The 26,160-nt window shown below is 52.6% G+C and carries 16 protein-coding genes; all 16 read left to right on the top strand.

The genetic code is table 11. The annotated features are described in order from the left end of the window. Position 1: 1 nt before the first annotated feature. The 16 genes from ESZ91_RS01640 to ESZ91_RS01565 all read left to right on the top strand — a co-directional run bounded on the left by ESZ91_RS01640 (position 2) and on the right by ESZ91_RS01565 (position 26,141). Positions 2–1,759 carry an extracellular solute-binding protein gene (locus ESZ91_RS01640; protein WP_129223466.1) on the top strand — a complete coding sequence of 586 codons (1,758 nt, stop codon included), beginning with the start codon at positions 2–4 and terminating at the stop codon, positions 1,757–1,759. A 13-nt stretch (positions 1,760–1,772) separates the two neighbouring features. Continuing rightward, on the top strand, positions 1,773–3,929 hold the full coding sequence (locus ESZ91_RS01635; protein ID WP_129223464.1) for a carbohydrate ABC transporter permease: 2,157 nt from the start codon (positions 1,773–1,775) through the stop codon (positions 3,927–3,929). A 1-nt stretch (position 3,930) separates the two neighbouring features. Then, positions 3,931–4,785, top strand: a complete 855-nt coding sequence (locus ESZ91_RS01630; RefSeq protein WP_129223462.1) for a carbohydrate ABC transporter permease — start codon at positions 3,931–3,933, stop codon at positions 4,783–4,785. Positions 4,786–4,804: 19 nt separating this feature from the next. Continuing rightward, entirely contained in the window at positions 4,805–5,959 is a 1,155-nt protein-coding gene (locus ESZ91_RS01625; RefSeq protein ID WP_129223460.1) for an InlB B-repeat-containing protein, read from the top strand. A gap of 1 nt (position 5,960) precedes the next feature. After that, complete coding sequence (locus tag ESZ91_RS01620) at positions 5,961–7,205, top strand: SGNH/GDSL hydrolase family protein (protein WP_129223458.1); 1,245 nt, start codon at positions 5,961–5,963, stop codon at positions 7,203–7,205. 18 nt (positions 7,206–7,223) lie between these two features. Beyond that, a complete protein-coding gene (locus ESZ91_RS01615; RefSeq protein ID WP_129223456.1) occupies positions 7,224–8,579 on the top strand; it encodes a hypothetical protein in 1,356 nt (451 codons plus the stop codon). 15 nt (positions 8,580–8,594) lie between these two features. Further along, positions 8,595–10,094, top strand: a complete 1,500-nt coding sequence (locus tag ESZ91_RS01610) for an ABC transporter substrate-binding protein (RefSeq protein WP_129223454.1) — start codon at positions 8,595–8,597, stop codon at positions 10,092–10,094. Next, complete coding sequence (locus ESZ91_RS01605) at positions 10,091–11,068, top strand: carbohydrate ABC transporter permease (RefSeq protein ID WP_129223452.1); 978 nt, start codon at positions 10,091–10,093, stop codon at positions 11,066–11,068. The genes ESZ91_RS01610 and ESZ91_RS01605 overlap by 4 nt, the downstream gene beginning before the upstream one ends. Next, a complete protein-coding gene (locus ESZ91_RS01600) occupies positions 11,065–11,973 on the top strand; it encodes a carbohydrate ABC transporter permease (protein ID WP_129223450.1) in 909 nt (302 codons plus the stop codon). Before ESZ91_RS01605 ends, ESZ91_RS01600 begins: the two co-directional genes overlap by 4 nt. Before the next feature lie 9 nt (positions 11,974–11,982). Beyond that, on the top strand, positions 11,983–13,497 hold the full coding sequence (locus ESZ91_RS01595; RefSeq protein ID WP_129223448.1) for a hypothetical protein: 1,515 nt from the start codon (positions 11,983–11,985) through the stop codon (positions 13,495–13,497). Between the two features lie 16 nt (positions 13,498–13,513). Then, positions 13,514–15,913 (top strand): glucosidase family protein, encoded by a 2,400-nt coding sequence (locus ESZ91_RS01590; protein ID WP_129223446.1) that lies wholly within the window; start codon positions 13,514–13,516, stop codon positions 15,911–15,913. Between the two features lie 3 nt (positions 15,914–15,916). Further along, the gene (locus tag ESZ91_RS01585) at positions 15,917–16,714 is read left to right on the top strand and encodes a ComEC/Rec2 family competence protein (protein ID WP_129223444.1); all 798 of its coding nucleotides are present in this window, start codon (positions 15,917–15,919) and stop codon (positions 16,712–16,714) included. A gap of 21 nt (positions 16,715–16,735) precedes the next feature. Further along, a complete protein-coding gene (locus tag ESZ91_RS01580; RefSeq protein ID WP_129223442.1) occupies positions 16,736–17,794 on the top strand; it encodes a LacI family DNA-binding transcriptional regulator in 1,059 nt (352 codons plus the stop codon). 86 nt (positions 17,795–17,880) lie between these two features. Then, the gene (locus tag ESZ91_RS01575; protein ID WP_129223439.1) at positions 17,881–18,888 is read left to right on the top strand and encodes a ketopantoate reductase family protein; all 1,008 of its coding nucleotides are present in this window, start codon (positions 17,881–17,883) and stop codon (positions 18,886–18,888) included. Positions 18,889–19,113: 225 nt separating this feature from the next. Then, on the top strand, positions 19,114–25,545 hold the full coding sequence (locus ESZ91_RS01570) for a phosphodiester glycosidase family protein (RefSeq protein WP_129223437.1): 6,432 nt from the start codon (positions 19,114–19,116) through the stop codon (positions 25,543–25,545). A 2-nt stretch (positions 25,546–25,547) separates the two neighbouring features. Further along, a complete protein-coding gene (locus ESZ91_RS01565; protein ID WP_129223435.1) occupies positions 25,548–26,141 on the top strand; it encodes a hypothetical protein in 594 nt (197 codons plus the stop codon). The last annotated feature ends 19 nt before the right edge of the window (positions 26,142–26,160 follow it).

The following is a 26,160-nucleotide window of genomic DNA, read 5'->3' as shown; positions in this document are numbered from 1 at the left end:
AATGAAAAAATGGATTGCGTTTACAATGGCTCTCGCAATGTCGCTCACGCTCGTCGGCTGCGGCGGCAACGGCGGCGGCAATACGACGGACGAGCGCATCATGCACATTGACGGGCTTGCGGACGATCTGTATCCCAACCTGGAACGCATGGACGCGTCGGGCGACAACAACTTTGCGGGTTCCGTCGACGTGGATATCGTGTTCGGCAAGACCAAACCCGGCTGGGAAGCGGTGGAAAAAGCCTACGAAAAAATTCAGACGGGTGTGGACGTGCGCCTCAACGCCCATTCGGACGGCACCTATCTCAACGACGTGACCAACGCCGTGAACAACGCCAATACCGATTGGGATATCTTTCAGGGCAACCGCGTTTCCAACGTGAGCAGCGCGGCGATCAACCTTTCCTCGCAGTTGTTCGACGAAAATCACTATGCGGGAAAGGAGATAGACGATCCCGACGTAGAGGAGGGCGCATCCAAAATGTGGCAGAGCGTGCTCTCGACCGACGCGTACATCACCGATAAGTCGGGAAGCAACACCGCCTGTTATATCATGAACAGCGAATCTCTCTCCACCGCCTGGTTCGTCAACGAAACGGCGTTCAAAGCGGCGGTGGAAAATGGCTATAAAAACGAGGACGGAAAAGCGGAAATGCCCGTTACCTGGGACGATCTGGTCAATCTTTGCGCCGCTTTGAAAGAAGCGGGTTACACAAATCCCCTGGGCCTTGCGGGCGACAGCGCGTCCGTCAACGAATCGCAGTTTGCCTGGCTGTTCCGCGTCTACGGCGACCAATATTACCGCGATCTGTATCCGAATATCAACGTACAGGAAGGGGACGCGATCTATACGGATTCCAATTTGGAATTCGCTTTCGATCTCGAAGATCCGCAGCCCGAATCCAATCAGGGTTACAATCCCAGTCACACGCGGTTCTGGAATTCCCTCCTCGACGAAAACAACGAATACAATCAGGGGAAAAACATATCCTACGTGGGCGCGAACAGCGATAAATTCGCTTGTTTTCTGGATAATCTCTATAAAATACGCGACTATCTGCCCGACAATTTCACGACCGTGAAATTCGAAGAAGTGCGCGATTCTTTCATGAGCGCGACCGGAAAATCGTCGCCCGTCGTTCTTCTCGATTACACGGGGTTCGGGCTGACGTTCGGGACAGAATCGCGCGGGTTCGACATCGATTTCTTCGATTATCCGTGCATGACTTGCGATCACGAGGAAAAGCACGTGACGACCGATTTCGTGCGCGACGTGGGCGGCAACGGCGGATACCTTTCCGTGCTGCGCCATAAGAGCGACGCCATGCAGGAAAAAATGAATATTGACTTTTTGAAATTCTTTATGTCGCCGTACGGCCAGTCCATTTACTACAACGCCTTGCAGGGCAACAAGATCGCGCCCGACGGACTGTCCACCGTGCTCGATTTCGCCATTCCCGAAACTTGGAAACAGTTTTTCGAGAGCGATAAGATACAGTTCAACGGGCTGTGCGACGTGAACTGGTACAACAACAACTTTATTTATCACGTAAACGGGCAGAGCGACAGCCGCGAAGCGCACGTGAACGTGGTGCATAAGTTATACAAGACGGGAAAATACGATTCGGCGGCGGATGCGATCGCGGATTTCCAGAAGACCTGGGACGAAGCGGTGCGCGCGGGATACAATAAACTGTGCGAAGGCATGAATTGGAGCAAAGAACTTTGGAAAAAGCCCGGTACCAGCCCGATCGTCTGACGGAGGACTCGCAATGAAATGCAATAAAAAGGCATTCGTGACCATGCTCGTTTCCGCAATTTTAGCGCTCGCGCTCTTACTGACGGGCGGGATCCTTCTTTCGCGCATGCCGCACAACAGCGTCGTCGCGTCGGCGGAGGGCACCACGGTCACGAAGATCGCGCGTTCGTACACCGACGACGGTTGGTATTACGGCGACAGCGCGGGCAATCTCGTCAAACTCAGCGAAGAGGGCGAAAAACTGGCGGAAACGGTCATAACCGAGGGGCAGGGCATTCGTTCCGTTGCCTCCGATCCCAAACTGGACGGGTTGCTGGTGCTCGACGAAGCATACGATCTTTTTTGGGTGAAAGACAAGGGGAACTCGCTGGAAAAGCAATTCATCCGCGCTTTTCCCGGGGGATATCTCTCCCTTGCCGTGGACGACGATTTCGTGTATTTCGCCGTGCCTGCCTCCCGTTACACCCGTTTTGCCAAATACGATAAAAACGATCTGGCGGGCGAGCCCGTCGCGCGCGGACAAATGTACACATGCGTCAAGCAGGGCGCAAAATATTCCTTTCAGCCCGTCGTTTCCGGAACGGTGGTGGGAATGTACGCGGACGAAGACCATCTCTTTGTCGTCACGGGCGAGGGGCAGTACCACCGCATCGCAAAAGATTTTTCTTTGAACGATTTTCCCTTTCTCTCTGCGGACGAGTTAAAGGATCTGAACGCCGAAATTGCGGGCGACGGCACCGTGACGCTCGACGCGGGTTCGTACGACGCGGCGAAATACCGCACGGCGCGCAAACAACTGGCGGCGAAATCCGTATCGTACGACGAGGCGAACGCCCGTTTTTACGTGGCGAGCGCGGACGCGGAATTTGCGGCGCTGGACAAAAGTTTCAACGAAATAGAAGGGTATTCCCATAAACTTCCCAATACGCCCGCGACGGGCGCGATGGCGTTCCACCGCGAGAGCGGCACCGTATATATCGCCTATAATAATATTTCTTCGGTGACCGCGATCGATACGAACGCGGGGCGCGTCTTGTATCAGGCGGACGTGGCGTTCTATATTACGAATATGGCAGTGCCCTCGGGAGGCAACCGCCTACTGGTCATCTGTTCGGGGAGCAACCGCGACAATCCCGATTACAAGGAACTCTATTCCGCGGATATCCACACGTTGAGCCGAAAGGGGACGATGAACACGTTGGGCATTTTGAGCCTCGTGTTCGGCGCACTGGCGCTCGCCGTCGCAATTTTTGCCGCGTTGGCGGCGTTCAGGAAAGGGTATGCGGAGCGCTGCGTCGTAACGCTCAAAGGCATGGCGCGCAACTGGGTCACGTACCTGATCATTCTCGGGTCGCTCGCCATGCTGATATTGTTCTGCTACTATCCGGGCATTTCCTCCATGCTGATGTCGTTCTTCGACTATACGCGGGATAATCCGACGATGCACTTCAACAATTTCGAAAATTATATCGAAATATTCACGAACTCGGATAATCTTCTTGCCTTTCGGAATATGCTCATATTCCTTGTGTCGGATATCGTCATCGCGCTCGTGCCGCCCGTCGTCTTTGCGTTCTGCCTGTCGCTGATGCGCAACAAATCGTACGGCACTTTCGCGCGGATCGTGCTCTTTCTGCCCTCCGTGCTTCCGGGTATCGCGACGCTGCTCATCTGGACGCGCGGCATCTACGGGGTGGACGGCGTGCTCAATCTCGTATATAAGATTTTTGCGGGGGAAGACGCCTCGTCCATTCTGTTTTTACAGGATTACGGCATCCCGTCGCTGATCATGATGGGTTTCCCGTTCGTGGGTTCCTATCTCATCTTCTACGGCGCGCTGATGAACGTCCCGTCCTCCTATTACGAGGCTGCGGAGTTAGACGGCTGTCCGCTCTTGAAGCGGATGGCGATGATCGACCTTCCTATGATCTCTTCGCAGATCAAATACGTGTTCATTCTCGCGTTCATTCAATCCGTGCAGAATTTCGGGCGCGTTCTGATGACGACTGACGGGCAGTTCGGGACGAATATCCCCATCGTGCTCATGTACAAAAAATTGCAGGCAGGCGATTACGGGCTTTCTTCGGCATACGCCACGCTGATGTTCCTGGTGCTCATCGTCGCCACCGTGTTCAATATGAAAATAAAGACCGAGGAGTGTGATATTTGACATGAAACGTGCCAGAATCAAACAATCCGACCGCCTCGGCGTGCAGATCTTCGTCGTGACGTGGGTCACGCTCTCCATCGTTTTCAGTTTCGTTCCGCTGTACGTGACGATCCTGAACAGTTTAAAACCGCACTCGGCGATCGCGGCGAATATCTTTTCCTTTGCGATCTCTTTTTCCGCGATCAGGGATAATTTTACGCTTGCGTTCAACAGCATCTGGCGCCCCATGCTCAACAGTATTTTCGTGGCGTTCGTGGGGGCGTTTCTCAATATGATGCTGGGCGCGGTGATGGCGTATATCTTCTCGCGCAAGCAATTTTTCGGCCGCGAATTTCTGTTCAAGGTATATATCATCATTTTGCTGGTACCTTCGGTCATGGGAATGCCCGTGCTGCTCGACTTTATCACCAAAGCCAATCTGATGAACAGTTATTTCGCCATCTGGCTGCCCGTTATCGGCGGCGGTCAGGCGGGGGCGCTGTTCCTGTTTCGCACGTTTTTCGTGCAGCAGCCCGCCTCTATCTTCGAAAGCGCCAAAATGGACGGCGCCAACGACGTCAAAATATTCATCTATCTCGTACTGCCGCTCGCGCTCCCCATACTTCTTTTGAACTTTGTGGGTACGTTCTCGGCGCAGTACAACGACTACCTGTGGCCCGGCCTCGTCATTTCCTCGGCGGATAAAAAGACGCTGATGCCCGTCATTCAGTCCACGGTAGAACTTTTGGAATCCATGCAGCGGCGCGGCGCGCAGTACGCGATGTACGTCGTCTGTTCCATCCCTCTGGTCATTACGACCTCTCTCAGTTTAAAGCATTTCCAGAGCGGCGATTTCGCTTCGGGAATGAAATTGTAATTTTTCAACGGAGGTTTCTATGAAAAAATTCAAATATGCTTTGATCTTCGCGGTCACTGCGATCCTCGCCGCCTCGTGCGTTCTGATGTGCGCCTGCGGGCCGAAAGAAGGCGCGCTCGTAGACGGCAAAGCGGTGGTGAAATTCGATCCCAATCTCGAAAGCACGGGCTTTTTCGAAGAGGACGTGACAACGGTGCCCGACCAGGCGGTGGAACCGGGCAAGGTCATCGTCAATAAACCCCTCGTCGTCAAGGGCTCGCCCGTCAACCCGCAGAACCTCGGCTTCCGCTGCTGGTGCGTGGATAAAGAGGGCACGACGCCCTGGAATTTCAAAGATCCCGTCACCAAGAGCATGACGCTCTATGCCAAATGGGAGGCGCGCTATGAAGTCAATTATTACGACGGCGCGACTTTGCTGCACAAAGCCAACGTTTTCCCGGGAGAAAAGGCGGAAAGAAGAGATTCCGACGTTGTCTGGAAAAAGATACTCGGTTGGTATACCGACGCCGCGATGACGAAAGAGTATGATTTCGGCGCCTCCGTCAATGCAAACCTCAATCTCTACGTCAAGACGCAGCCCGGTCTGTTCCTCTCTCCAGCCAATATTAAAACGAACGCATTGTTGGGATTCGGCGATATAAAGTATAAAGATCCCAACGACGAGTCGACAGTCAACGTCGTCGGCGAGGGCGAAGACGCCTACGCGGATATTCATTTCGCGCGCTGCCAGAACACCTCGTATATGTATTTCAACGGACTCGGGATGTGGCTGCGCGATCAGACGGACGAAACAAACCGCTTTGCCGATTATATGACCATCACCTATAAAAATCTGGGACCCTCCACGCATATCCTTTTCTACTACGTAGTGGATTATTTACAGGAGGACGGCTCCTTCATCCACTCGGGAGAGGGCGGCTGGAAGACGCGCGTTTTGATACCCATCGAAACGAATATGGATGAGGACGGCGAATGGGCGACGGTGAGCGTCAATCTCGTCGAAGAGACCATGGTGAACGGCGTTTCCGAATGGGGCACTGCGGACGTTCTTATGGTGCCTTGCTGGATGGTCGCGAAAGAAAACCCGTCTACGGGTAAATTCGAAGGCTGGTACGCCGATAACGACGTCTTGATCCGCGGGATCGAATTTACGGCGGTGCCGACGGAAGACTGACATGAAACGCTTGATCACGATCTTACTGAGCAGTATTTTGTTATTTTCTCTGGTCGGGTGCCTGGAGACGGAAACGCCTCCTCCTACGCCCCCGACGCCTCCCGACAACACATTGGAGGACAACAGCGGCATGGTAGACAGCAGATACGATCTTAAAACTTACCTGTATCCCTTGTGGGAGGGCACCACCGTTTATAACGAAACGGTATGGTTTACCGTCGACAACGTCGCGCCTCTCCTGTATACGCCCGATGAAATTTTATCCGTAAAGTCGTACGACTTAACGACGATTTATACCGAGGGCGTGGATTACGTGCTGGACGGCGGCTCGCTCGTACTTACCGATAACAGCCGTATTCCCTTTATGAGCCTGAACGAATATTTCCCCACGACGCCTACGATGATCGCGCTGCCCCGCGGCGACGGCACATACTGGTACGCGGTGGAAGGGCCCGATATCAGCAACAGGCAGGTCGTCGTTACCTATACGCGCAGTGCGCGCAAGCATTGGACCATGCCTCTCGACGAGAGTGCGAAATTCCCCAAAACGATGGAAAAACTTTCTAGCGGCGCGCCGATCAAGGTGCTGTTCTACGGCGATTCCATCACCGTGGGCGCAAATTCCAGCGAATTTCTGGGGATCGCGCCGCACGCGGAGTCGTACGCGAATATGGTGAAATCTTACATCGAAGCGCGCTTCCCCGACGCAAACATGACCTTTCACAATACGGCCGTCGGCGGAACGGATTCCAACTGGGGTATCGGCAAAAGCGCGGGCAACGCCGCCATCGACAACATCGAGGCCGCCGAGGGCGACCATTTCCAAAAGCGCGTTTTAAATGAAAATCCCGACCTTCTCTTCATCGCCTACGGCATGAACGACCAGGATTATTCTCCCGACTCGCGTTTCGAAGACAACATCGACGAAATGATCAGAAAGGTACGCGCGCAGAACCCGGATGTGGAGATCATGCTCATATCGGGTATGATTGCAAATCCCGATACGCCTTTTCACAATAAGGATTACGATGCGTATCAGGAATCTTTGGCGGCGATCTCGGACCGTTACGAAAACGTGGGGCTCGCCACGACGCTGAATACCGTGCGTTCCGTGTACAATAACGGCAAACGGTTCCAGGACTGCACGGCGAACAACGTGAATCATCCCAACGACTTTATGATGCGCCTGTATGCGCAGACGGTGCTGTATTCTCTGTTCGGCGCCGATTATATCGACCATATCTAAACGGAGGGAAGGGGATATATGAGTATGATACGCAAAGCGGCGGCGACGTTCGCCGCGCTGGCGCTCTCGGCGGGGCTAGTGTTCGGCTCGGCGCTTTGGGGCGCGGCCGCCTCGCAGGTGGAAGTCACGTACAAGGTACCTTTCTTTCAGGATATCGTCAAAAAAGTACAGGCGGATACCGTGCCCGAAGAACTGTTCATAACCGACGTGCGCGGCGAAATGTTCGGCATGCCAGACCACGCGCTGGTCGCCGACGGGCTGTCCGTGACGTGGTACAAGGACGCCTCGTATACCCAACCTTACGGCTTTGACGAGGCGCTGAGCGCCGACCTTACGCTGTACGGGAAGATCGGCGAAAGTTCGCGCAACTTCCTCTCCAACGGTTTCGGCTGGGACGTGCGTTCGGGCAAGATATACGACGGCGACGCCATCAACGACAATTATATTACATCCAACGAATACACGAGCCCTTCGTTCACCGACGAAGAGACGGGCGCTGCTTCCTTCGCGTTTTCGGGCATCAAGTATTCGGTGTACGGGAGGGGACTGGACGTAACGAAACCCTTTACCGTGGATCTCGACTTTACGAACGTAGTCGCGGACAACACGACCGCCTGGTTTCTGTATTCGCTGTTCCCCGCGCTGACTTTGGCGCAGGCGGGCGTGCAGGGACCGTGGGCGAACGCGGGCGCGGGCAGCGTGGTTATGTTCAATCTGGGCAACGGCGGCGCGCCGCAGCCTATCACGAAGGGCATGGATCTGGTGGGATACCGCTCTTCTACCGAAACGAGTTTCACCAATAACGGCGCGGACTTCAAGGCGCTGTTCGCAAACGGTAACCGCGTTTCGCTGGTCACGGAGATCACCGACGAGGGCACGACCTTCTCTTCGGGCGGCAAAGTGGTGGCGAATTCTCCCGCCAAACGCACGGATTTCCCCTCGGGATACGCCTATATCAGTTTGGCGAGCAACGGTTCTCCCGCGCAGAGCATCGATTTCGACGTGAAAGTTTCGCAGGAAGCGGGCAATCTGACCGCAAGCGCCGATTCGCACGCAAAGATCGGCGAACTCAAAGTGAACGAAATGTCGGTCACCCTTTCCGTCACCGTAGACGAAGGGTACGAGATCGAAAGCGTCACGGCAGACGGCATATCCGTCGCGTTCGTAAAATTGTACGGCAAAGAAAACGAGTACGCGCTCGACGTGCCCGTATGGGGCAAGGACGCGGAACTGAAAGTCAACACGAAAAAAGAGGGAGGAGAACCTGCCTCCTCGGGCTGCGGCTCGAATATCGGCACGGGTGCGGGAATCGCGGCGCTTTCCGTTGCCGCGCTGTTTGCGGCGGCTGTGTGTATCCGCAGCAAGACGAAATAACAAGAGGTGTTTACTATGAAAAAAATTATCGGACTGATTTTGTCGGCGGTGATGTGCCTGACGATGCTGTTCGCGGCGGGCTGCGGACTGATCGAAAAGGAAACGACGGACGACGAAGAGAAAGCGGAGATCATGAAACTTCTCGAAGACGTAGATCTGAATATCGACAGCAGTTATCAGGGCACGCTGAAAATTCTCTATCAGAACATTCCTTCTGAAACGAAAGTCATCAACGCGCTTTTGGACGCTTTCTCCAAGGAATATCCCAACATCAAGATCGTGCGCCAGCCGACGGTGGAATCCAACTATCTTTCTCTTCTCCCCACCCAGCACAACACCGCGTACCGCACCAAGGACTTTTCGGCGATGCCCGACGTTCTTTGGACGACCAACGAAGTGTTTGCGGGATGGATCGAAAAGGATATGCTGATGCCCGTCAACTACTTCGATGAAAAGGATACGAATTTTTCCGCGCAGGACACCTTTGTGGAAACCATGCTGCAAGACAGCACGCTCGGCACGAAACTGTATATGTTCCCGCGCGATTACGACCAGATCGTCATGTACTATAACCGCAAACTTTTGAAACTTGCGGGCGTTTCGGAAGACCGCATTCCCGCCGACCGCGCCTTGACGCACGACGAGTTCGACAAACTTCTGCGCGATATCCGCGCGGGGTTTGAAGGCATGGAGGGCAAAAATCCCGAAAACAACCGCGATTACGCGCAGGTGCGCTCGCTCGACGCCATCTGGGCGTGGGGCTCGCTGTGCTGGCCCACGCTCAAATCATTCGGCGGCAGTGTGATCGCCGAGGACGGTTCGGTGAAGTTCAATACCGAAGAAAACATCGCGGCGGCGACGTATCTCCGCGAACTCGTGAAAGACGAACTCACGTTCGGCTCGGGTTCCACCAAGCACGCCAACTTCATCAATCAACTGACGGCGCTCTGTTTCGAAACGCGCGCGGTGCTCACGGACCTGATCGACCGCACCGTGGACGGCGTGCCCGGGATCCTTCCCGAAGATCTCGGCGTGGCTCCCATGCCCAATCTCGGCAAGGAAGAGAATTACGCCATCGGCGCGGGCTGCAGCGGCTATTCCATGTACCGCTATGCGGAAAATCCCACGGAGGCGTGGGCGTTTCTCAAATTCATGGCGAGCGAAAAGGGACAGAATGCCTTCTGCTCCACGGGCAACGGCATTCCCTCCAATAAAAATATGCTCTTTGCCGAAAACGCCGTCTGGCGCAATCTGACGGGCGAAGAATTCAAGGATCTCAAAAATTTCAATCACGACGCTTTTGTGTATAAGTGGGATACCGCGGCGTGCACGTTGCAGGATTTCAAACTGCGCATCGACGTGATCGCCGCGCGCGAACCCGTTTCCAAAAAGATGACCGAGGTCATGGAAAACTGTCTGCGCAGCAAGGATTCTACCTATAAAGAAGATATCAAGACCGCCTTTAAGCGCGGCGAGGCGAATATTTACAATACCATCGAGGGCTATCGGACATGAAATTAAATTCGGCAGCAAGCGCGGATACCGCCGCGGCGCTGGCAAGAAAGCGCAGCAGGATGCGCGTTTTGAAAAAAAATCTGGTCAGCTATTCTTTTTTGCTGCCCGTCATCATCGGCATACTCGTCTTTACGCTGTATCCGATCTGTATGTCCTTTTTATACGCGCTCTCCAATTTCAACGGCACCAAGATCACGCAGATGGGGCTGTTCAACTTTCAAAAGATCTTCACGTTCGGCGTGACGGGCTGGGGGGACAGGGTGTTCGGTTCTCTGGGCATCACTTTCGTCTACGTCGTATGCAATCTCACGCTATCGCTCGTTCTGTCCTACGTTCTAGCCCTCTTTTTGCAGAGGGCGATCGCGGGCATGCGCATCATCCGCGTCCTTTGTTATCTTCCCTGCCTGATCCCCGGCATCGCGGCGGGATTTATCTGGACGGACGCCTTTGCGGCGAACCTCGCGGATCCCACGATGAACGGATTGTTCAACACATGGCTGATGAAACTGGGCATGGAGCCGCTCACCTTTTTCACGGACGCCAAGACCGCGCTGCCCACCCTTATCGTCACGGGGCTTTGGGGCGTGGGAGGCGGCATGATCATGTGGCTGGCGGCGTTCGGCAACATTTCGCCCGACCTGTACGAGGCGGCGAAGATCGACGGCGCGGGCTATTTCAGGCGCCTGTTCGCCATCACCGTGCCCATGTCTACGCCCATTCTGTTTTATAACGCGGTCACTTCGATGATCGGGGGATTGCAGGTATTCGGCACGTACGCCAACTACGGCACGGGCGTGGACGACAGCCTGAATTTTATCGCCATACGCATCTACGTGACGGCGTTTCAGGACAGTTTCCCCGGCAACTACGGGCTGGCGTGCGCGATGGCGTGGATCCTGTTCTTTATCATCGGCGCGCTGACGCTCGTCATGTTCAAGACGGGCGGGTGGATCCAATACGGAGAAGATTCATGACGAAAGAAAACATTTTGACGGGAGAAATTCCGCAAAGCGAAGCGGCGCAAAAAAGCAAAAAACGCGCGAACCGCAGGAAATATGTTTATCTTACGGTGAAATACGCCGTGGCGGCGATCCTGATCGTATTCTTTATGTTCCCGTATCTGTTCATGATCAACAAGAGCCTCATGTCCGCGCAGGAATTGCAGGCGGGGAACACGCACTTTTTTCCGCAGCATTTCACCGTTTCCAACTATACCATCGTAAAAGATTTCTGGCATAATATCCTCAACACCCTGCAAGTGGTGCTCATCAACGGATTTTTCGCGCCTTTCACCGCTTGCTTTTGCGCCTTTCCGTTCGCGCGGCACAACTTCAAGGGCAAAAAATTTATGTTCGCGTTCGTCATGTCCACCGTCCTTTTGCCGACGGCGGTCCTGATGATCCCGCAATATTTTCTCTATTCGCAGATGAAACTCATCGGCAAACTCTCCTCGCAGTGGATCGGCGCGTTCTGGGGCGGCGGCGCGCTCAATATTTTTCTGGTCATCCAGTTCATGCGCTCGATCCCCAAGGACGTGGACAACGCCGCCCGCATCGACGGCGCGAACGAATATCAGATCTTTTTTCTCATCGTGTTCCCCCTGTGCTTCAACGTCTTTTTGTATATGGCGATCGGCATGGTCATGGGGCTTTGGATGGACTTTCAGGGGCCGCTTCTGTATCTGGGCAATGCCGAGGATCAATACACGGTGGGGCTTGCTTTCTACTACTTTTATACCAGCAATTCCAACGTGACGGCGAATTTGCAGAATAAACTGATGGCGATGTGCGTCGTCATGTCCCTCGTGCCCATGGCGCTGTTTCTCATCTTCCAGAAACAGATGATCGGCGGCATCAAGATCGGCGGCATCAAAGGTTAAGGAGAAATCATGAAAACCAAAAAAATACTGAGTTTCGCCCTGGCGATGCTCATGGGCGTTCCGCTCTTTGCGGGTTGCGAAAAGCAGGATACCCCGCCCGAGCCGTCGGTGACCTTTACCGACGTGTGGACGGAAGGCGTTTCCAAGACCTTTTCTGCGGGCGAGAGTTACACCGTGCGTTTCGACGCGGCGTTCGGCGGGCAGAATTATATCAAACTGGAATATACGTCCGCCTGCGGATTGGACGCGACCATGCATTTTACGGGCGAGGGCGGCAAAAAGTACAGCGAGCGCTTTTTCCTCTCTAAAGACGATACCGAGTTTCGGCAGATCCTCGATTATTATCATGAAAATAATTTCGATAAGACGCTTGAATCCATCGATTTCAAGTGCGTGCATCAAAGCGGCGCGTTCGAACTGAAAAAAGTTTCCGCCGCCGTGCATCCCATCGACTTTTCCAAAGTCAATTTCTATGCGCCCGATTATACCGAAGAGAACATGCAGTTATACATTCAAGGCAAGACGGTGAAACTGGGCGTCAATCTGAAACTGGGCGGCGCGATCGATTATCTTTCTTCCGTCAATCAGGGCGTCGCACTCTATTCGGATATGGGCAACGTGTACGTGGGGCAGAGCGCCAAAGACAAAATGTACGTCGAGGACGACGTCAATCTCATCAACGCGCACGATACGGGGCGGCTCGTGCAGCAGTCCTTTTACGGCACGAAAGGGGATTCGCTCGACGAGCCGCAGGACGATTACGAGTGCGGGCTTTTCGATCACGACGGCAATCCCGCGACGCCCGACGTCGCATGGCCGTATAACCCCGTACAGGGCGGCGATATGTATCAGAATCTGAGCCAACTCGTCGACGTGCAGTTTACGGATACGCGCATCTATATCAAAGTGCGCCCCATGGACTGGGCGAAATCGGGCAGTATCACGCCTTTCTATATGGAGGATGTCTACGAGATTTTAGAAGACCCGCTCTACGGCGAATACGTTTCCGTCACGAACAAGAGCACGGATTTTTCGGGTTACGTGCACGACAACGTGCGCGACCAGGAACTGCCCGCTTTCTACGGCATCACGCCGCTCGGCAAACTTGCCGCCTATAAGGGCGGCGAACCCTGGACGGACAAGAGCATCTCCTATGACGACAATTTAGGCTTCTGGTCGCCGGGCACTTCCGCCAACCGTTTCCGCGCTACGGAAAACTGGATCGCCTGGCTCAACGAGGACGACTGGGGCATCGGTCTTTACGTGCCCGACGTGGAACATATGCTCGTGGGACGTAACGAATATACCGTCGATATGTCGAATATCGGCGTGGATCCTTCGGGCGCGGTTTCGTGCACGTATACCGCGCCGCTCGGAAAATTCTCCATGCCGACGTACGATTCATTTACCTATCGTTACTATCTCAAACTCGACAACGTCACTTATTCCCGAGCGCTCTTTCAGTCTCTGAGAGAAAACGGCGCCGAGAACGGCGATATCAAAAAACTCGAAGGCCGCGCGTAAAAAAACAGAGGTGCGTATGAAATTATTTTCCAAGATTTTGCCCGTGGCGCTCTGCGGGGCGCTGCTGCTTGCCGCAGTCGGCTGCGGCGGCGGGGAAAAATATCAGCCTTACGATTACGAGGTAAAACATGCCTCCGGCGACAATGTGCTGCGTTTTTACAGTTCGGACAACGGGCTGGACGCCTTTTTGAACGACTATTTCGAGCGGCATATGCGCTATAACGAGCGCCGCATCCACGCCTTTCCCGTCGGCGCGGGGCAGCCCGTATGGAAGGAATGGGAGTCCATGATCGGCAGTTTCTGGGACGCATCGCCCGCCAACCTCACCGAGCATTACGCGACGAATCGCTGGGTGCGCGACTGGCTCACGTTCGATTATATGTCTTTGCAGGACAGACAGGGGTATATTTCCACCTCCACGGGAATTACCTCGTCCGACTGGGGGCAGGGCTGGGCGTTCCCTTCGTACAGACACAACAACATGGGCGGTTTCGGCGAAGAGTTCACCGACGGCATTGACGGTTGGCAAGGGGAGAGCGGCACGAACGTTTCCCACTTTACGCAGAAAGCGGAAGGCAGCGAATCCGCGGACGGTACCGAAGGCTATCTTGCCGCCGAGACCGCAGCATCGGCATCGGAGATCTGCGTGGTATCGCCGCTCATTCGGGGCGGCAAGGGCACCAACGCTTTCTACTCGCCTTTCCTGCATTTTTCCTGGAAATACGAACTGACGCAGGGCGAACCCTCCGACCTCGACGATCTGTACGTGTATTTCCAGACCAAGGACGACGCAAACTGGTCGGACGACAAATGCGTGCGCTTTTCCGAATACGCCACCGTGGCGAAGGACTTTTCGCAGACGGAAAACGTATGGCAGGGCACTTTCCTCAATATGTATCTCAACGAAAAGTGGGGGCGCGACAGCCTGCACGAGAACATGGTCACGCGCCTGAAATTCGTGCTGCGCGCCAAAGAGGGGAAAAAGGTGCAGGGCAAACTGCTCTACAACTTTATCCGCTCGGATTTCGACGACCGTATGTCGGATAACTGCGGGCAGTATATCTCCGCGGCGAAACACTATCTTTCCTATACGCAGGATACCGAACTTTTAAAGACGGTCTTGCCCAACGCGCGCCGCGCGCTGCAATTCTATCTGACCTGTCTGAACGGCGAACAGAACGGTATTATCGACAACAGTTATCTCGTGGGTCATTTCAATTGCGGCACGCCCGCCACGGGCATCGGCATCAGCGACGGGTTCTGGGATGCGATCTCGTTCCCCAACGCCAATCTGTATTCCAATCTTTCTTACCATCAGGCGCTCGAAGGTATGCTGTTTTTAGAGCAGATGGCTGAGGAATATGACGTAGAATCGCCCGCCGTCACCGTGCTCGGCAAGGACATGAAGACGGTCGTTCCCTATCAAGAAACGATTTCTTCTCTCCGTGAGAAACTCGAACGCTGCGAAAACGTCATGCGCGAAAAATTCTGGGACGACGAAAAGGGCCGTTTTTTTGCGGGATATTACGATACGCAGGACGGCACGGGCGTCACGACGGAGAAAATGGACTACGGCTTTCTGATGTTCAACTTGCAGGCGGTCACGGACGGTATCGCCACTCCCGCGCAGGCGGAACGTATTTTAAGTTGGGTATCGGGCGAGCGCGAGATCGCGGGCGATACCTCCAAGGGCGACGATATCTATAAGTTTTTGTTCGCGCCGCGTTTTTCCACCAAAAACAACGCGTCCGACAGCGTCTGGGCGGTCGGGCAGGCGGATTCGTGGGAGTGCGGCGTGCGCAACGGCGGCGCCGTGATGCAGACCAGTTATTACGACGTGGTCGCGCGCAGTCTTGTGGGCGGCGCGGACGACGCGTTTTCGCGGCTCAAAGGCATCGAAAGTTTCTACACCGCGGTGCGCAGATCGGGCGGCGAGGGCACGGGCTTCTACCGCAAATATTTCGAAAATTTAGGCATCGGGATGCAGGGCAACTACGATGCGGACGGCGACGGCGTGGCGGACGGCGACAGCGAGGGGCCCGTGGGCATCGACTGCGAATTTTTGGAAGCGGCGCTCATGTTCGTCTCCGTTCCCGACGCGTTTTTCGGGCTGGAACCGAATTACGACGGCACGCTCGCCGTACAGCCGCGCATGCCCGCCTCGCTCGATTACTGGAGAATGGAAAACCTCTTGTTCGGCGGCGTTTCCTACGATCTGTCCATCGGAAAATATTTCGTGCAGTTGTCTAACGTACAGCAGTCGTCTTCGCTCTCTATGGAAGTGCGGCTCGCCAAACCTTCGTTTAAATTCAAAGTGTTCTACAACGGCGCACAGGCGCAGTATAAGGAAGAAAACGGCAGTATCGTCGTCAAAGTTCCCTTTGAGAACGGGAAAGTAGAGATCAAAGGAGTATAAGCCATGTTCAACGGCGACAAATTGTATATGCTCCCCTCGGTGACGCCCCTGCAATGTATGGGGTTCGTGCTCGCGGGGAAGGGCGACGTGCTCGCCGTAGACGGCGGCACCGCGGCGGAGACCGACCAACTCGAAAACCTTTTGTTATCGCTGGGCGGCAAGGTGACTTGCTGGCTTTTGACGCACGCGCATTTCGATCATATCGAGGCGCTCATCGGCGTTCTCGAACGCGGAAACGTAGAGATCGGGCGCATATGTTATCAATTTCCCGATTCAGAATATATCGAGCGTGTGGAACGGCAGGAAAACCGCACGGCGCGAGCGGCGGATCTGGAAAATGCGATCGCGCGGCGGGGCGTTCCCGTCGTCCGCCCGCAAAAAGGACAGTGGCTGGAAACGGGGCATTTCCGCGTTTTGCCCCTTTCCGACGGCAGCGCCGTGGGCGAAAGCCTCAATCCTTCGAGCGTCGTCTACCGCGTGGAAACGAGCGGAGAAAGCGTGCTCTTTCTGGGCGATATGGACTGGCGCGCGGAAGAAAAAATATTGCGGGAATTTCCCGAAGAGTTGCGCTGCCGCGTCGTGCAGATGGCGCATCACGGTCAGCAGGGCGTGACCGAAAAATTTTACAGACATATCTCGCCGCAGGTATGCCTGTGGCCGACGCCCGAATGGCTGTGGAACAACGATATCGGCGCGGGCTTTGATACAGGTCCGTATAAAACGCTGGAAACGCGCGGCTGGATGGAAAAGATGAATACGGTAAATTATCATTTCGAAAACACGGTCACCGTCATCGAATAGAGAATCGTTAAGGAGGTCAGTATGCCTAAAAGAATATCCGATCCGAAAAAGCGTGTCAAGAGAGAGGACGTGGCAGTGGAGGCGGGCGTTTCAACGGCAACGGTTTCGTACGTGCTCAACAGGACCAAACGGCTTTCGCCGGAAGTGGAACAAAGGGTACTGGAAACCGCAGCGCGCCTGAATTACATACCCAACCGTATCGCGCAGTCGCTCGCGCGCAACAAAACCAACGCGCTCGCGCTCATCACGGCGGATATCACCAACGTCTATCAACTCGACGTCATCAAGGGTTTGCAGGCGGAAGCGCTCAAAAACGACTATATCGTCTACATTTTCGACGCATTCGGCGACGTTTCCAAATATATCAAACACCTGATCTCCACCCGCGTGGACGGCATATTCGTCTCCGCCGCGCCCGACTTTTTGTCGGACGAGCAACTGTGCGAACTGCGCGACGCGGATATCAAGGTGCTCACCGACTTTTCGCGCAGCACCTATCTTCCCGACGTTTCCTATATCATGTCGGATATGTACGACGGGTTTTTGCAGGCGGTCGAGTACCTCAAATCTTTGGGACACACGCGCATCGGCTATCTGAGCGCGTTCGACGATTCCTGCTATTACGATACGCGTCTGAGCGCTTTCCGTACCGCGATGCGCCGCGCGTTCAATAACAGCGTGCCCTGTATCGAGTACGGCAGTTGGCCCTATTCCTCCTCGGAAGAACTGGGCGGGCGGCTGATGGAGCAGATGCTGGAAAAGCATCCCGACGTCACGGCGGTCATCGCCACCAACGATCTGATGGCGATCGGGGCGATGAAAGCGGCGCAGGATATGGGACTGGACGTCCCCGGAAAAATTTCCGTCATCGGCGTGGATAATATCGATAAGAGCAGCGTGTGCGATCCGCCTCTGACGACTTTGGATCAGTGCGGCAAAGAATACGGCAAAAAGATCTTCCACGTACTGCACGAAAACATATGCGAACAGACTTCGGGCAAGTACGTCATTCCCATGCGGCTGATCCGCAGGGGATCTACGGGCCCCGCCTTTTCCGAGCAACTCGAAAAGATTATGTGATAAAAAGAAGAGCCGAAAATTCGGCTCTCTTTTTGTTTGCGCACCTTGTTGCGATGTGGTATAATGAAAGAAAAAACGAGGTGGATATGAAAGTTGCAATTTACGGCGCGGGTGCAATGGGTACCGTACTCGGCGCTTATATCGCGAAGGCGGGCGTCGATATCGATCTGATCAACCGCAACGAAAAGCACGTGGCGGCGCTTAAGGAAAAAGGCGCGCATATCATCGGAACGGTCGATTTTACGCAGAAAGTCAACGCCTTGCTCCCGTCGGAAATGTCTGAAAAATACGACATCATCCTGCTGATGACCAAACAGCGCTATAACGGCGAGATCGTCGCGTTTTTAAAAGATTATTTAAAGGAGGACGGCGCGCTCTGCACATGCCAGAACGGGCTGCCCGAATTCAAGATCGCGGAAATGATCGGCGCGGAAAGGACGCTCGGCTGCGCCATCGCCTGGGGCGCGACTTTTCACGGGGAAGGCGTGTCGGAACTCACTTCCGCGCCCGACGCTTTGACCTTTTCCCTCGGGGCGTTCGGCAAGGGGAATCATTTGCAGGACGTCAAAGACCTATTGGAAAAGATGGGCGAAGTGATCGTGGAAGAAAACTTTATCGGCGCGCGCTGGTCGAAACTTCTGATCAACAGCGCGTTTTCGGGGCTTTCCACGGTCACGGGCGCGACTTTCGGCGATATTTCCAAAAAGAAAGAATCGAGAAAAGTCGCCCAGAGGATCATGAAAGAGTGTATCGACGTAGCAAAGGCGGCGGATATCCGTATCGAACCTGTGCAGGGGCATAAGATCGACAAGTTATTCGACTATCGGGGCGCTTTTAAAAAGGCGATCTCCTTTGCGCTGATCCCCGTAGCCATGAAAAAGCACGGCAAACTCATTTCCAGCATGTTGCAGGATCTGCGCCACGGCAAGAAGTGCGAGATCGATTTTATCAACGGCGTCGTCTGCGAATTCGGCAGAAAATACAACGTTCCCACGCCTTTCAACGACAAGACCGTCGAGATCGTACACGCTATCGAAGAGGGCGAATTCCCCATCGATTTTGCCAACATAAAACTTTACAAAGAACTGTTTTGACGATGAAGAGCGCAACCCTGTGGGATGCGCTCTTTTAAATATTGTCAGGATTTGGTTTATGAGTTGACAATTTTTAGGATAAATGATAGAATAAAGTCGAATTTGCATTTCGCAATGTGTGCGTTAATGCGATCCATAAACATAATTATTCGTTTAGGGGGCGCCCCCTAAAATTTTTGCCTTAAGGCAAAAATTTATTTCTTTAAGAGCATAGGAGGATAAATAATGGTAGTAAAAGGCAAACGCGTCTGGTTCGCATCGCTTATAACGGCGTGTATCGCGTCGTTTGCGCTGATGTTCGTATTTTGGAATGCGGCGTCTGCGTATGCGGGAGGAAGATGGGAAGTTTCCAGCACGAAAAAACTTATTTCCCCCGGCGTGACGGAGAATTATGTGGTCACGAACGATTCGACGAATTCCGACCAGGTGATCGGGTATGCGGTCACGGTCGACCTTTCCAAAAACACGCTGATGGTGGGTTATAAGGACTACAATCCCTCGAAATGGGGATTGCAGACTGTTCGCGATCAGGCGAAAGCTATGGAAAAGACAACGGGCGTCACCGTCGTGGCGGCGGTCAACGGGGACTTTTTCAATATGTCTACGGGCGAGCCTACGGGCGCTCTCGTGATGAACGGCGTGCAGTATCACGGCACGGAAAGAGAATCTTTGTGGTTCGGCATTACCAAGGACAATCAGCCCCTGATCGGTTCGGGCGCCGTTCCCGAAAATATAAAGGAAGCCATCGGTGCGAACGTAACTTTGATCGAGGGCGGTCAAGTCACCGCGGGGCTGGACGCCGCGACCAAACAGCCGAGAACTGCTGTCGGCATCGACGCGAACGGGAAAGTCGTCGTGATCGTGGCGGACGGCAGACAAGCGGCTTCGTCGGGCTACACGCTCTCGGAACTTGCGGATGAAATGTTGCGCTTGGGTTGCGTGGACGCGGTCAATCTCGACGGCGGCGGCTCTACGACCTACGCGGCGCGCTATGCGGGCGAATCGGCTCTGACGGTCGCAAACAGTCCGAGCGACGGCGTCGAGCGCCTCGTTTCCTCATCCTTGATGATCGTCACCCAGGCGGAGGCCTCGGGTGTTTTTGGCGAGGCCGTTTTAAACCCGAATAACGATGTATATACGCCCGGTTCCGAAATACAGTTTCAGGCGAAAGCGGTCGATACGAACGGATTTGCTATGGAGATGCCCGCAAATGTTACCTGGCGCCTCACTCCGGAGTCCGAAGCCTTGGGTACGATTGACGCAAACGGTCTGTTTATTGCGAACGACGGAATCGAAGGCACGGTCGGCGTCGAACTTGTCTATGAAGAAAAGGTCGTCGGCACTACTTCTGTCGAAATTTACTATCCTGATACCTTGAAATTCGGTAGCAACGAACTTTCTCTCGGTTTCGGCGCGGAGAGCGATCTGGGCTTGCACGCGTTACATAATCACCGCGAAGTGATCATAAAAGACGGCGATCTGGCTTGGACGATCGGCGTCAGCGATAATGAACAGTATCCCGAGATCGGCACGATGCGCGGCAATACCTTTGTCGCCAGTGAAGACGCGACCAATTCTACCGCGATCGTTTCGGTCGCGGTAGCGGACAGGAAGGAAATATCTGCGTCGATATCCGTTACGGTGGGGCAACTGCCGACCGTTGTCTGGGATTTCGAGGACCATATCGACGAAACGACCGGACAGACGATTCCCGCAGAAGAATATTACAATGTCAACGCCGAAGGAAGCCTGTTTCAAACCTTTCATTACAACAACGGCAGCGAGAGCGCCGAAATTGTACATATTTCCAGCGGCGAACCCGTGCGGATGGGAAGTTATTCCCTTCGCATGAATTATGACTTTACCAAAGTGACTATTACCGAAGGCGCCTGTTTCGGTATGACCGAGGAGTACAAGATTCCCGGGAAACCCACTGCGCTCGGCGTTTGGGTGTATGTGCCTGAAAATACGCCGAATTTCTGGTTCCGCGCTTATATTAACAATTATAAATCCGACGGCACGTTGATCAAATCGGCAAACGTCGTAAATTTTACCGCGCAGAGCCAGAAGGAGGCCGATAACTTCGGTATACCGTATTATGAGGGCACGATTCCTGCGGGCTGGCATTATTTCGAGGCGCCGCTCGCCACGTTTGACGGGACGCAACTCGTTCCTTTCAGCGGAGATTATTACACGTTGATGGCGGGGCAAACTTTCCGTCTGATGTACGTGCCGAGCATCCCTATGGGGCAGCCGACCAAGGGTTATGTATATTACGATAATTTCCAGTTCGTTTACGGTTCAAATACCAACGACTTGAACGCGCCCGTCATCGAGAACGTTTCCGTTAACGGGCAGGCTTTATCCGACGGCATGACGATCGCAGAATCCTCGTTCAGTATTCAGGCCTCGTATTATGAGCTGGAAGAAAAATATGCTTCCGGCGTGAATACGGACAATCTGCACGTCTATGTGGACGGAAAGCAACTGAAACTTTTAAGCGGGTCGGAAACGGAACTGAATACGGAAAATATCACTTTGCCGGACGGAACGCACCGCATCGAAGTTTCTGTATTCGATAATTTCCAGAATGAAAGCAGAAAAAGTTTCATGATTACCGTCGCGGCTGACACGGTCTATGATACGGTGTTTTTGGCGCCGCAATCCGACGCGCCTACGCTGAATCGATATTACGGATTCGACGTGATCGCCACGAACATGGAAAAAACGAGCACGGTCACATTCGAAATGAAACTCGGGCTCGGATTGACACTGGTTGCGCAGCCGGGAGAGTTTGACGTCTTTACCGTGGAATGCGTGCAGAAAAGTGCGATCAATAACACGTATGAAGTAAAAATTTCCCGAACGGGTCAGGCACTTTCCGGTACGGGTACCGTTGCGCAACTGAAAATTCTTATGGAAAAATCGCTCGTGCAGGGATCCGTCTTTTCTTACAGCCTGCTTTCGGGCAGCGTCGCATTCGACGAGTTTTATCAGGAAGACATAACCAATACGTTCATTCTGCAGTCCGACCAACAGGAAGTGGAAGCTTATTACGAAATTTCCGCCGACACGATGATCGTAGGAAGCGAGGGCGGATATATTTACGTAACGCATGGCGGCCTTCCCGCGCAAGGCGTTTCAGTCTATTTGGATGGCGTCGTATTGCCCGGCATAACCGATGCGGAAGGTAAAATATTTACGGATCGATTTGTTTCCGAAGCCTGCATTAAAAATATTCAGGCGGAGGATTCACAGGGCAACGTTTCCTTTTCGTTGAAAGTATACGGCGTGTTGCCGTGCGGCGATGACGCTTCGTCCGCGCCCATGTTCATCGCCTCGAAAGCGAGCGTCGATTCGCAGACCTCCCATAATATCGGCTGGATGTCCAATCCTCTCTTTGCAGACAAGGCCGCGCAGGTCAAATATGCTCTGAAATCGGAATACGACGCAAAAGGCGAGGCCTCATTTGCCGTATTCGAGGGGGAAAGCACGATCGTGGAACTCAGCGCAAGCCGAAACGCTGCGGAAAATTACGCCGTTCTTTTCAACGAGGCGCGACTTACGGGCCTTCAAAAGGATGCCGATTACGTATATATCGTCGGCAACGGAACCGTGTGGTCGGAGATCCATAGTTTCTCCACAAAACGAAACGGCACCGATACAAACTTTTTTGTGATGGGCGATACGCAGTTGGAAGATAAGGTATTGCTCGATCATCTCGCGCAGGCGATCCGGCAGGACGGCGTTTCTTATGATTTCGGTATTCAAACGGGCGACTTTGTGGATAATACGAATTCCTATTCCATGTGGTCGGAGATCATGGGCGCGTTTTCCGAGTATTTCGGGAATACCGATATGATCCAGGTTCTCGGCAATCACGAGTTTTACGGGGATAACGACGGTTCGATCGCCTCCACATTCCACATGCTTCCCGATACCGATTGGTATTCCGTAATGTATGGCAACACTTACGTTGCGGTCGTGAATTATTCGGTCACGAACAATGTGAACGAAATGGCGAAAATTTTCGCGGAAGTCGCCGCCGACGCAAAACAGAGCAAAGCCGTTTGGAAAGTTTTAACGCTCCATCAGCCTCCTTATTATACAAACTCGGCAGGCGGGAACGAATATGTAAATCAGATTGTTCCGCAATATGTAGACGAAGGCGGTTTCGATGTCGTGTTCTCCGGTCACGACCATGCTTACGCGCGCACGAAACCCATGAAAGGCGGCATTGTAGACGAGAGCGGCGCAGTCTATATCGTCAGCGGCGCTGTCAGCGATAAGGGCTATGAGCCTGTAAACAACCCGTCTTTCAATTTTGAGACGCTGATAGCAGCCGGCCCCGAAATCGGCGGATATACGGCTGTGTATATTTCGGTGCAGGCCACAGAAAATACGTTTACGATCCAGGCGTACGACGTGGTGAACGGTTCCGCGGTCATGATCGATTCGTACACCATCGGCAAGGACGACGAGTGTACCGCCAACGGCCATACATTTATTTATAAAAGCGGCTATCTCGGATGCGATCTTTGCGGTTTCAGTATCGATCCCGTTGCGAATAGTTACAGCGGAATGGTCATCGATTCCGTTACGGGACGCCGTATGATGTTTGATAAAGGAAATGTATACACGGGCTGGTTCTATTACGGAACGGATCTTTTATACTTTGGAGAAGACGGGGTCGCCGCACAGGGAGAAATTACGCTCACAGATGAGAACCTCGGCGATTTTACGTATATTTTCGATAACGGTAAAGTAGTCGGGGGCGAAACGAAGTGGTACGGCAATAAATATTACGTGAACGGAAATTATGTTACAGGCTGGCTGGAATTAAACGGTAGTTATTATTATCTTTGGACGGGCGGACATTATGACGCGAATTTCTATCCCTATGAATTGGGCGAAAAAGTGCGCGGCGGTTTAAAACGCGTAACCGTCAATATGGGCAATTACGATATTCCCGTATATTTCTATTTTGACGATTCGGGAAAACTTCTGGGACCTGTCAACGACGAAGCGGGCGAAATGATTCCCGGCAACTTTTATTACAGAGATAATATAGATACATATTCCTACATGATCATTTATACAGATCAACAAGGTAAAATTTTAGGGGATTTCTACGAAAACGGCTGGTTGACAGCAAACGGTACCGGTAATCCCGATGCCGAAGGCAACAGATATTATATTCGTTGGGATTGGTTGACGACGGGAGAACAAGTGATCGGCGGCGTGAAATATCGTTTTGCCCAAAATTCAGGAGATCCTATTTCCCAAGGGAACGGGGTATTGCAGGGCAGATATTATCATGTACGATTCAATCAAGACGACGCTTCGTATACAGTAAAAGAAATTTTTGAAAATAGTACGGTTACCCCCGAGGAAGCGAAAGTAAAAGATGGCAACAGTATCAAATATTACGAATTTCTGGGGTGGTACAGCAAGGGAAAACTTTTTGATTTTTCCACGCCCGTCACTTCCGATATTACGTTGACCGCGACCTATTCCAGAAAATATGTAAGAATTTACGGAGACATGGTATGGGCTCTCGAAAAATTGCAGGAGGCGGACTCTGCCGGGAATTTTGATCAGATCAAGAAATCTATTCACACGGCGGAACAAATTTATGTACAACTGACTGCGGAACAGATTTCAGATTGCCAAAAGGAAGGAATGTCTTTCGCATTATATGAACAAATGAAAGCGAACCTTTTTGAGGTCAGCTTCACGAATAACGGAATTGTTTTCAAGTCGTCGGAATTGTATAAAGGCGAAACGATCGAAATTCCCGCGGGTCCTGAAAAGAGTGGAAACAGTATCTATACTTACGAATTCATCGGTTGGTACAACGGTGAAAACAAACTTGAAACAGGTACGGCGGTTACGGAAAATACGGTATTTGAAGCGAGGTATCGGAAAGTATATGCGGAGTGTTACGACGAACTGAAAGCGGCATTGGATACGCTGATAGCGTCGCAAAGCAAATCGCCCGAAGAACAAAAAATCGCGTTATATGCCGCGACCGAAGCATACGAGAAAATGTCTCAGACGCAAAGAGACGAAGCCCAAGCGGAAGGCTTGGACTATGCCCTCTATAAAGAAATGTTGGATAACCTTTTCCAAGTGAAATTTTCTTTTGAAGGCGAGATCGTAGGTGTTTTGGAGGTATATAGAGGAGAATCGATCGAGGCGCCCGCCGCACCCGAGAAACAAGGCAATAGCATAAAATCTTATGTTTTTTCGGGGTGGTATCACGAAGAAGAAAAATTCGACTCGACGAAAATCGTTGCGGATACGACTTTTAACGCACGGTTTGAAATGGTGTATTCGGAAAAGTATAATCAGATGATCGAAGCGCTTTTACAACTTTCTGCGTTCGAGGAGGGTACGTATACACAGAAATACGAGGCATTGAGCGCCGTAAACGCTCTCTATAAGGATTTTAGCGAATCGGAGATCAATGATGCGCAGGAAGAGGGGATGAGTTTTGAACTGTATCGACAAATGCTTGCCGATTACAATGCGCTAGTCGACAGCGGCAAGGAAGATATGGAAAGCGCTGAAAGCGTGGCAAATACTTTTTTAACGATTTCGGCTGCATTATTAGCTATGGCATCGCTCGCGTACGTATTTGGTTTCAGGAGATAAAAATGATGAAAAAGAAATTTTTACTTCTTTTAGCGGCTGTTTTACTCGGAGTATCTTTTGTATTTGTTTCTGTCGGATGTGCAGATGTGCATGTAGAGAATAAAGATAAGAATTTTTTACAGGTTTCGCAATCATATCAAAAAGTTTCATCCTCGAAAAAAATCGTAAAATCAGTACAGGTATGCAGAGACGATTTGGTTTTAAACAGTGTCGTGGAGTCGTATGTTTCTGTCGAAGAAGGATACTCGTTGACAATCAAGACGGTTACTTTAAATCCTATCGGTGAGGGGAGCGGCATGTACGAAGAAACTACTTCAGATCCGCGCTCCGTATCCAGGGACGAAATATCTTTCGGATCGCTGTTGGAGTATACTTGTTATTCGGAACTCGATTATTCAGAAGCGGATCAAAGTTTGATCATGAATGCTAAAATAAAGAAAGAATTTTTCGGACGGTTAAATATAACCGATGACAAAATTCAAGGGGACATAGCCGTGCGTATATCCGTTGAAGACGGTAAGTTCGTTTCCATGTCTTACGAATATCTTTCTTCCAACGGAAACGACGTCGCAATCTCTTTTCAATATGGTTATTGAAAAGTCTATCTTATCTGAG

This window comes from Candidatus Borkfalkia ceftriaxoniphila, from assembly GCF_004134775.1.
GTDB classification, from domain to species: Bacteria; Bacillota; Clostridia; order Christensenellales; family Borkfalkiaceae; genus Borkfalkia; species Borkfalkia ceftriaxoniphila.
The sequence above is the reverse complement of the archived record's forward strand: the minus strand, read 5'-3'. Positions and strand labels throughout refer to the sequence as shown.

What these genes read in the sequence shown, in the direction of transcription:
- ESZ91_RS01630 (WP_129223462.1), top strand. Translation starts at nt 3,931, where the DNA reads ATGAAACGTGCCAGAATCAAACAATCCGACCGCCTCGGCGTGCAGATC.
- ESZ91_RS01580 (WP_129223442.1), top strand. Translation starts at nt 16,736, where the DNA reads ATGCCTAAAAGAATATCCGATCCGAAAAAGCGTGTCAAGAGAGAGGAC.
- ESZ91_RS01625 (WP_129223460.1), top strand. Translation starts at nt 4,805, where the DNA reads ATGAAAAAATTCAAATATGCTTTGATCTTCGCGGTCACTGCGATCCTC.
- ESZ91_RS01610 (WP_129223454.1), top strand. Translation starts at nt 8,595, where the DNA reads ATGAAAAAAATTATCGGACTGATTTTGTCGGCGGTGATGTGCCTGACG.
- ESZ91_RS01635 (WP_129223464.1), top strand. Translation starts at nt 1,773, where the DNA reads ATGAAATGCAATAAAAAGGCATTCGTGACCATGCTCGTTTCCGCAATT.
- ESZ91_RS01590 (WP_129223446.1), top strand. Translation starts at nt 13,514, where the DNA reads ATGAAATTATTTTCCAAGATTTTGCCCGTGGCGCTCTGCGGGGCGCTG.
- ESZ91_RS01620 (WP_129223458.1), top strand. Translation starts at nt 5,961, where the DNA reads ATGAAACGCTTGATCACGATCTTACTGAGCAGTATTTTGTTATTTTCT.
- ESZ91_RS01605 (WP_129223452.1), top strand. Translation starts at nt 10,091, where the DNA reads ATGAAATTAAATTCGGCAGCAAGCGCGGATACCGCCGCGGCGCTGGCA.
- ESZ91_RS01615 (WP_129223456.1), top strand. Translation starts at nt 7,224, where the DNA reads ATGAGTATGATACGCAAAGCGGCGGCGACGTTCGCCGCGCTGGCGCTC.
- ESZ91_RS01570 (WP_129223437.1), top strand. Translation starts at nt 19,114, where the DNA reads ATGGTAGTAAAAGGCAAACGCGTCTGGTTCGCATCGCTTATAACGGCG.
- ESZ91_RS01600 (WP_129223450.1), top strand. Translation starts at nt 11,065, where the DNA reads ATGACGAAAGAAAACATTTTGACGGGAGAAATTCCGCAAAGCGAAGCG.
- ESZ91_RS01595 (WP_129223448.1), top strand. Translation starts at nt 11,983, where the DNA reads ATGAAAACCAAAAAAATACTGAGTTTCGCCCTGGCGATGCTCATGGGC.
- ESZ91_RS01575 (WP_129223439.1), top strand. Translation starts at nt 17,881, where the DNA reads ATGAAAGTTGCAATTTACGGCGCGGGTGCAATGGGTACCGTACTCGGC.
- ESZ91_RS01565 (WP_129223435.1), top strand. Translation starts at nt 25,548, where the DNA reads ATGATGAAAAAGAAATTTTTACTTCTTTTAGCGGCTGTTTTACTCGGA.
- ESZ91_RS01640 (WP_129223466.1), top strand. Translation starts at nt 2, where the DNA reads ATGAAAAAATGGATTGCGTTTACAATGGCTCTCGCAATGTCGCTCACG.
- ESZ91_RS01585 (WP_129223444.1), top strand. Translation starts at nt 15,917, where the DNA reads ATGTTCAACGGCGACAAATTGTATATGCTCCCCTCGGTGACGCCCCTG.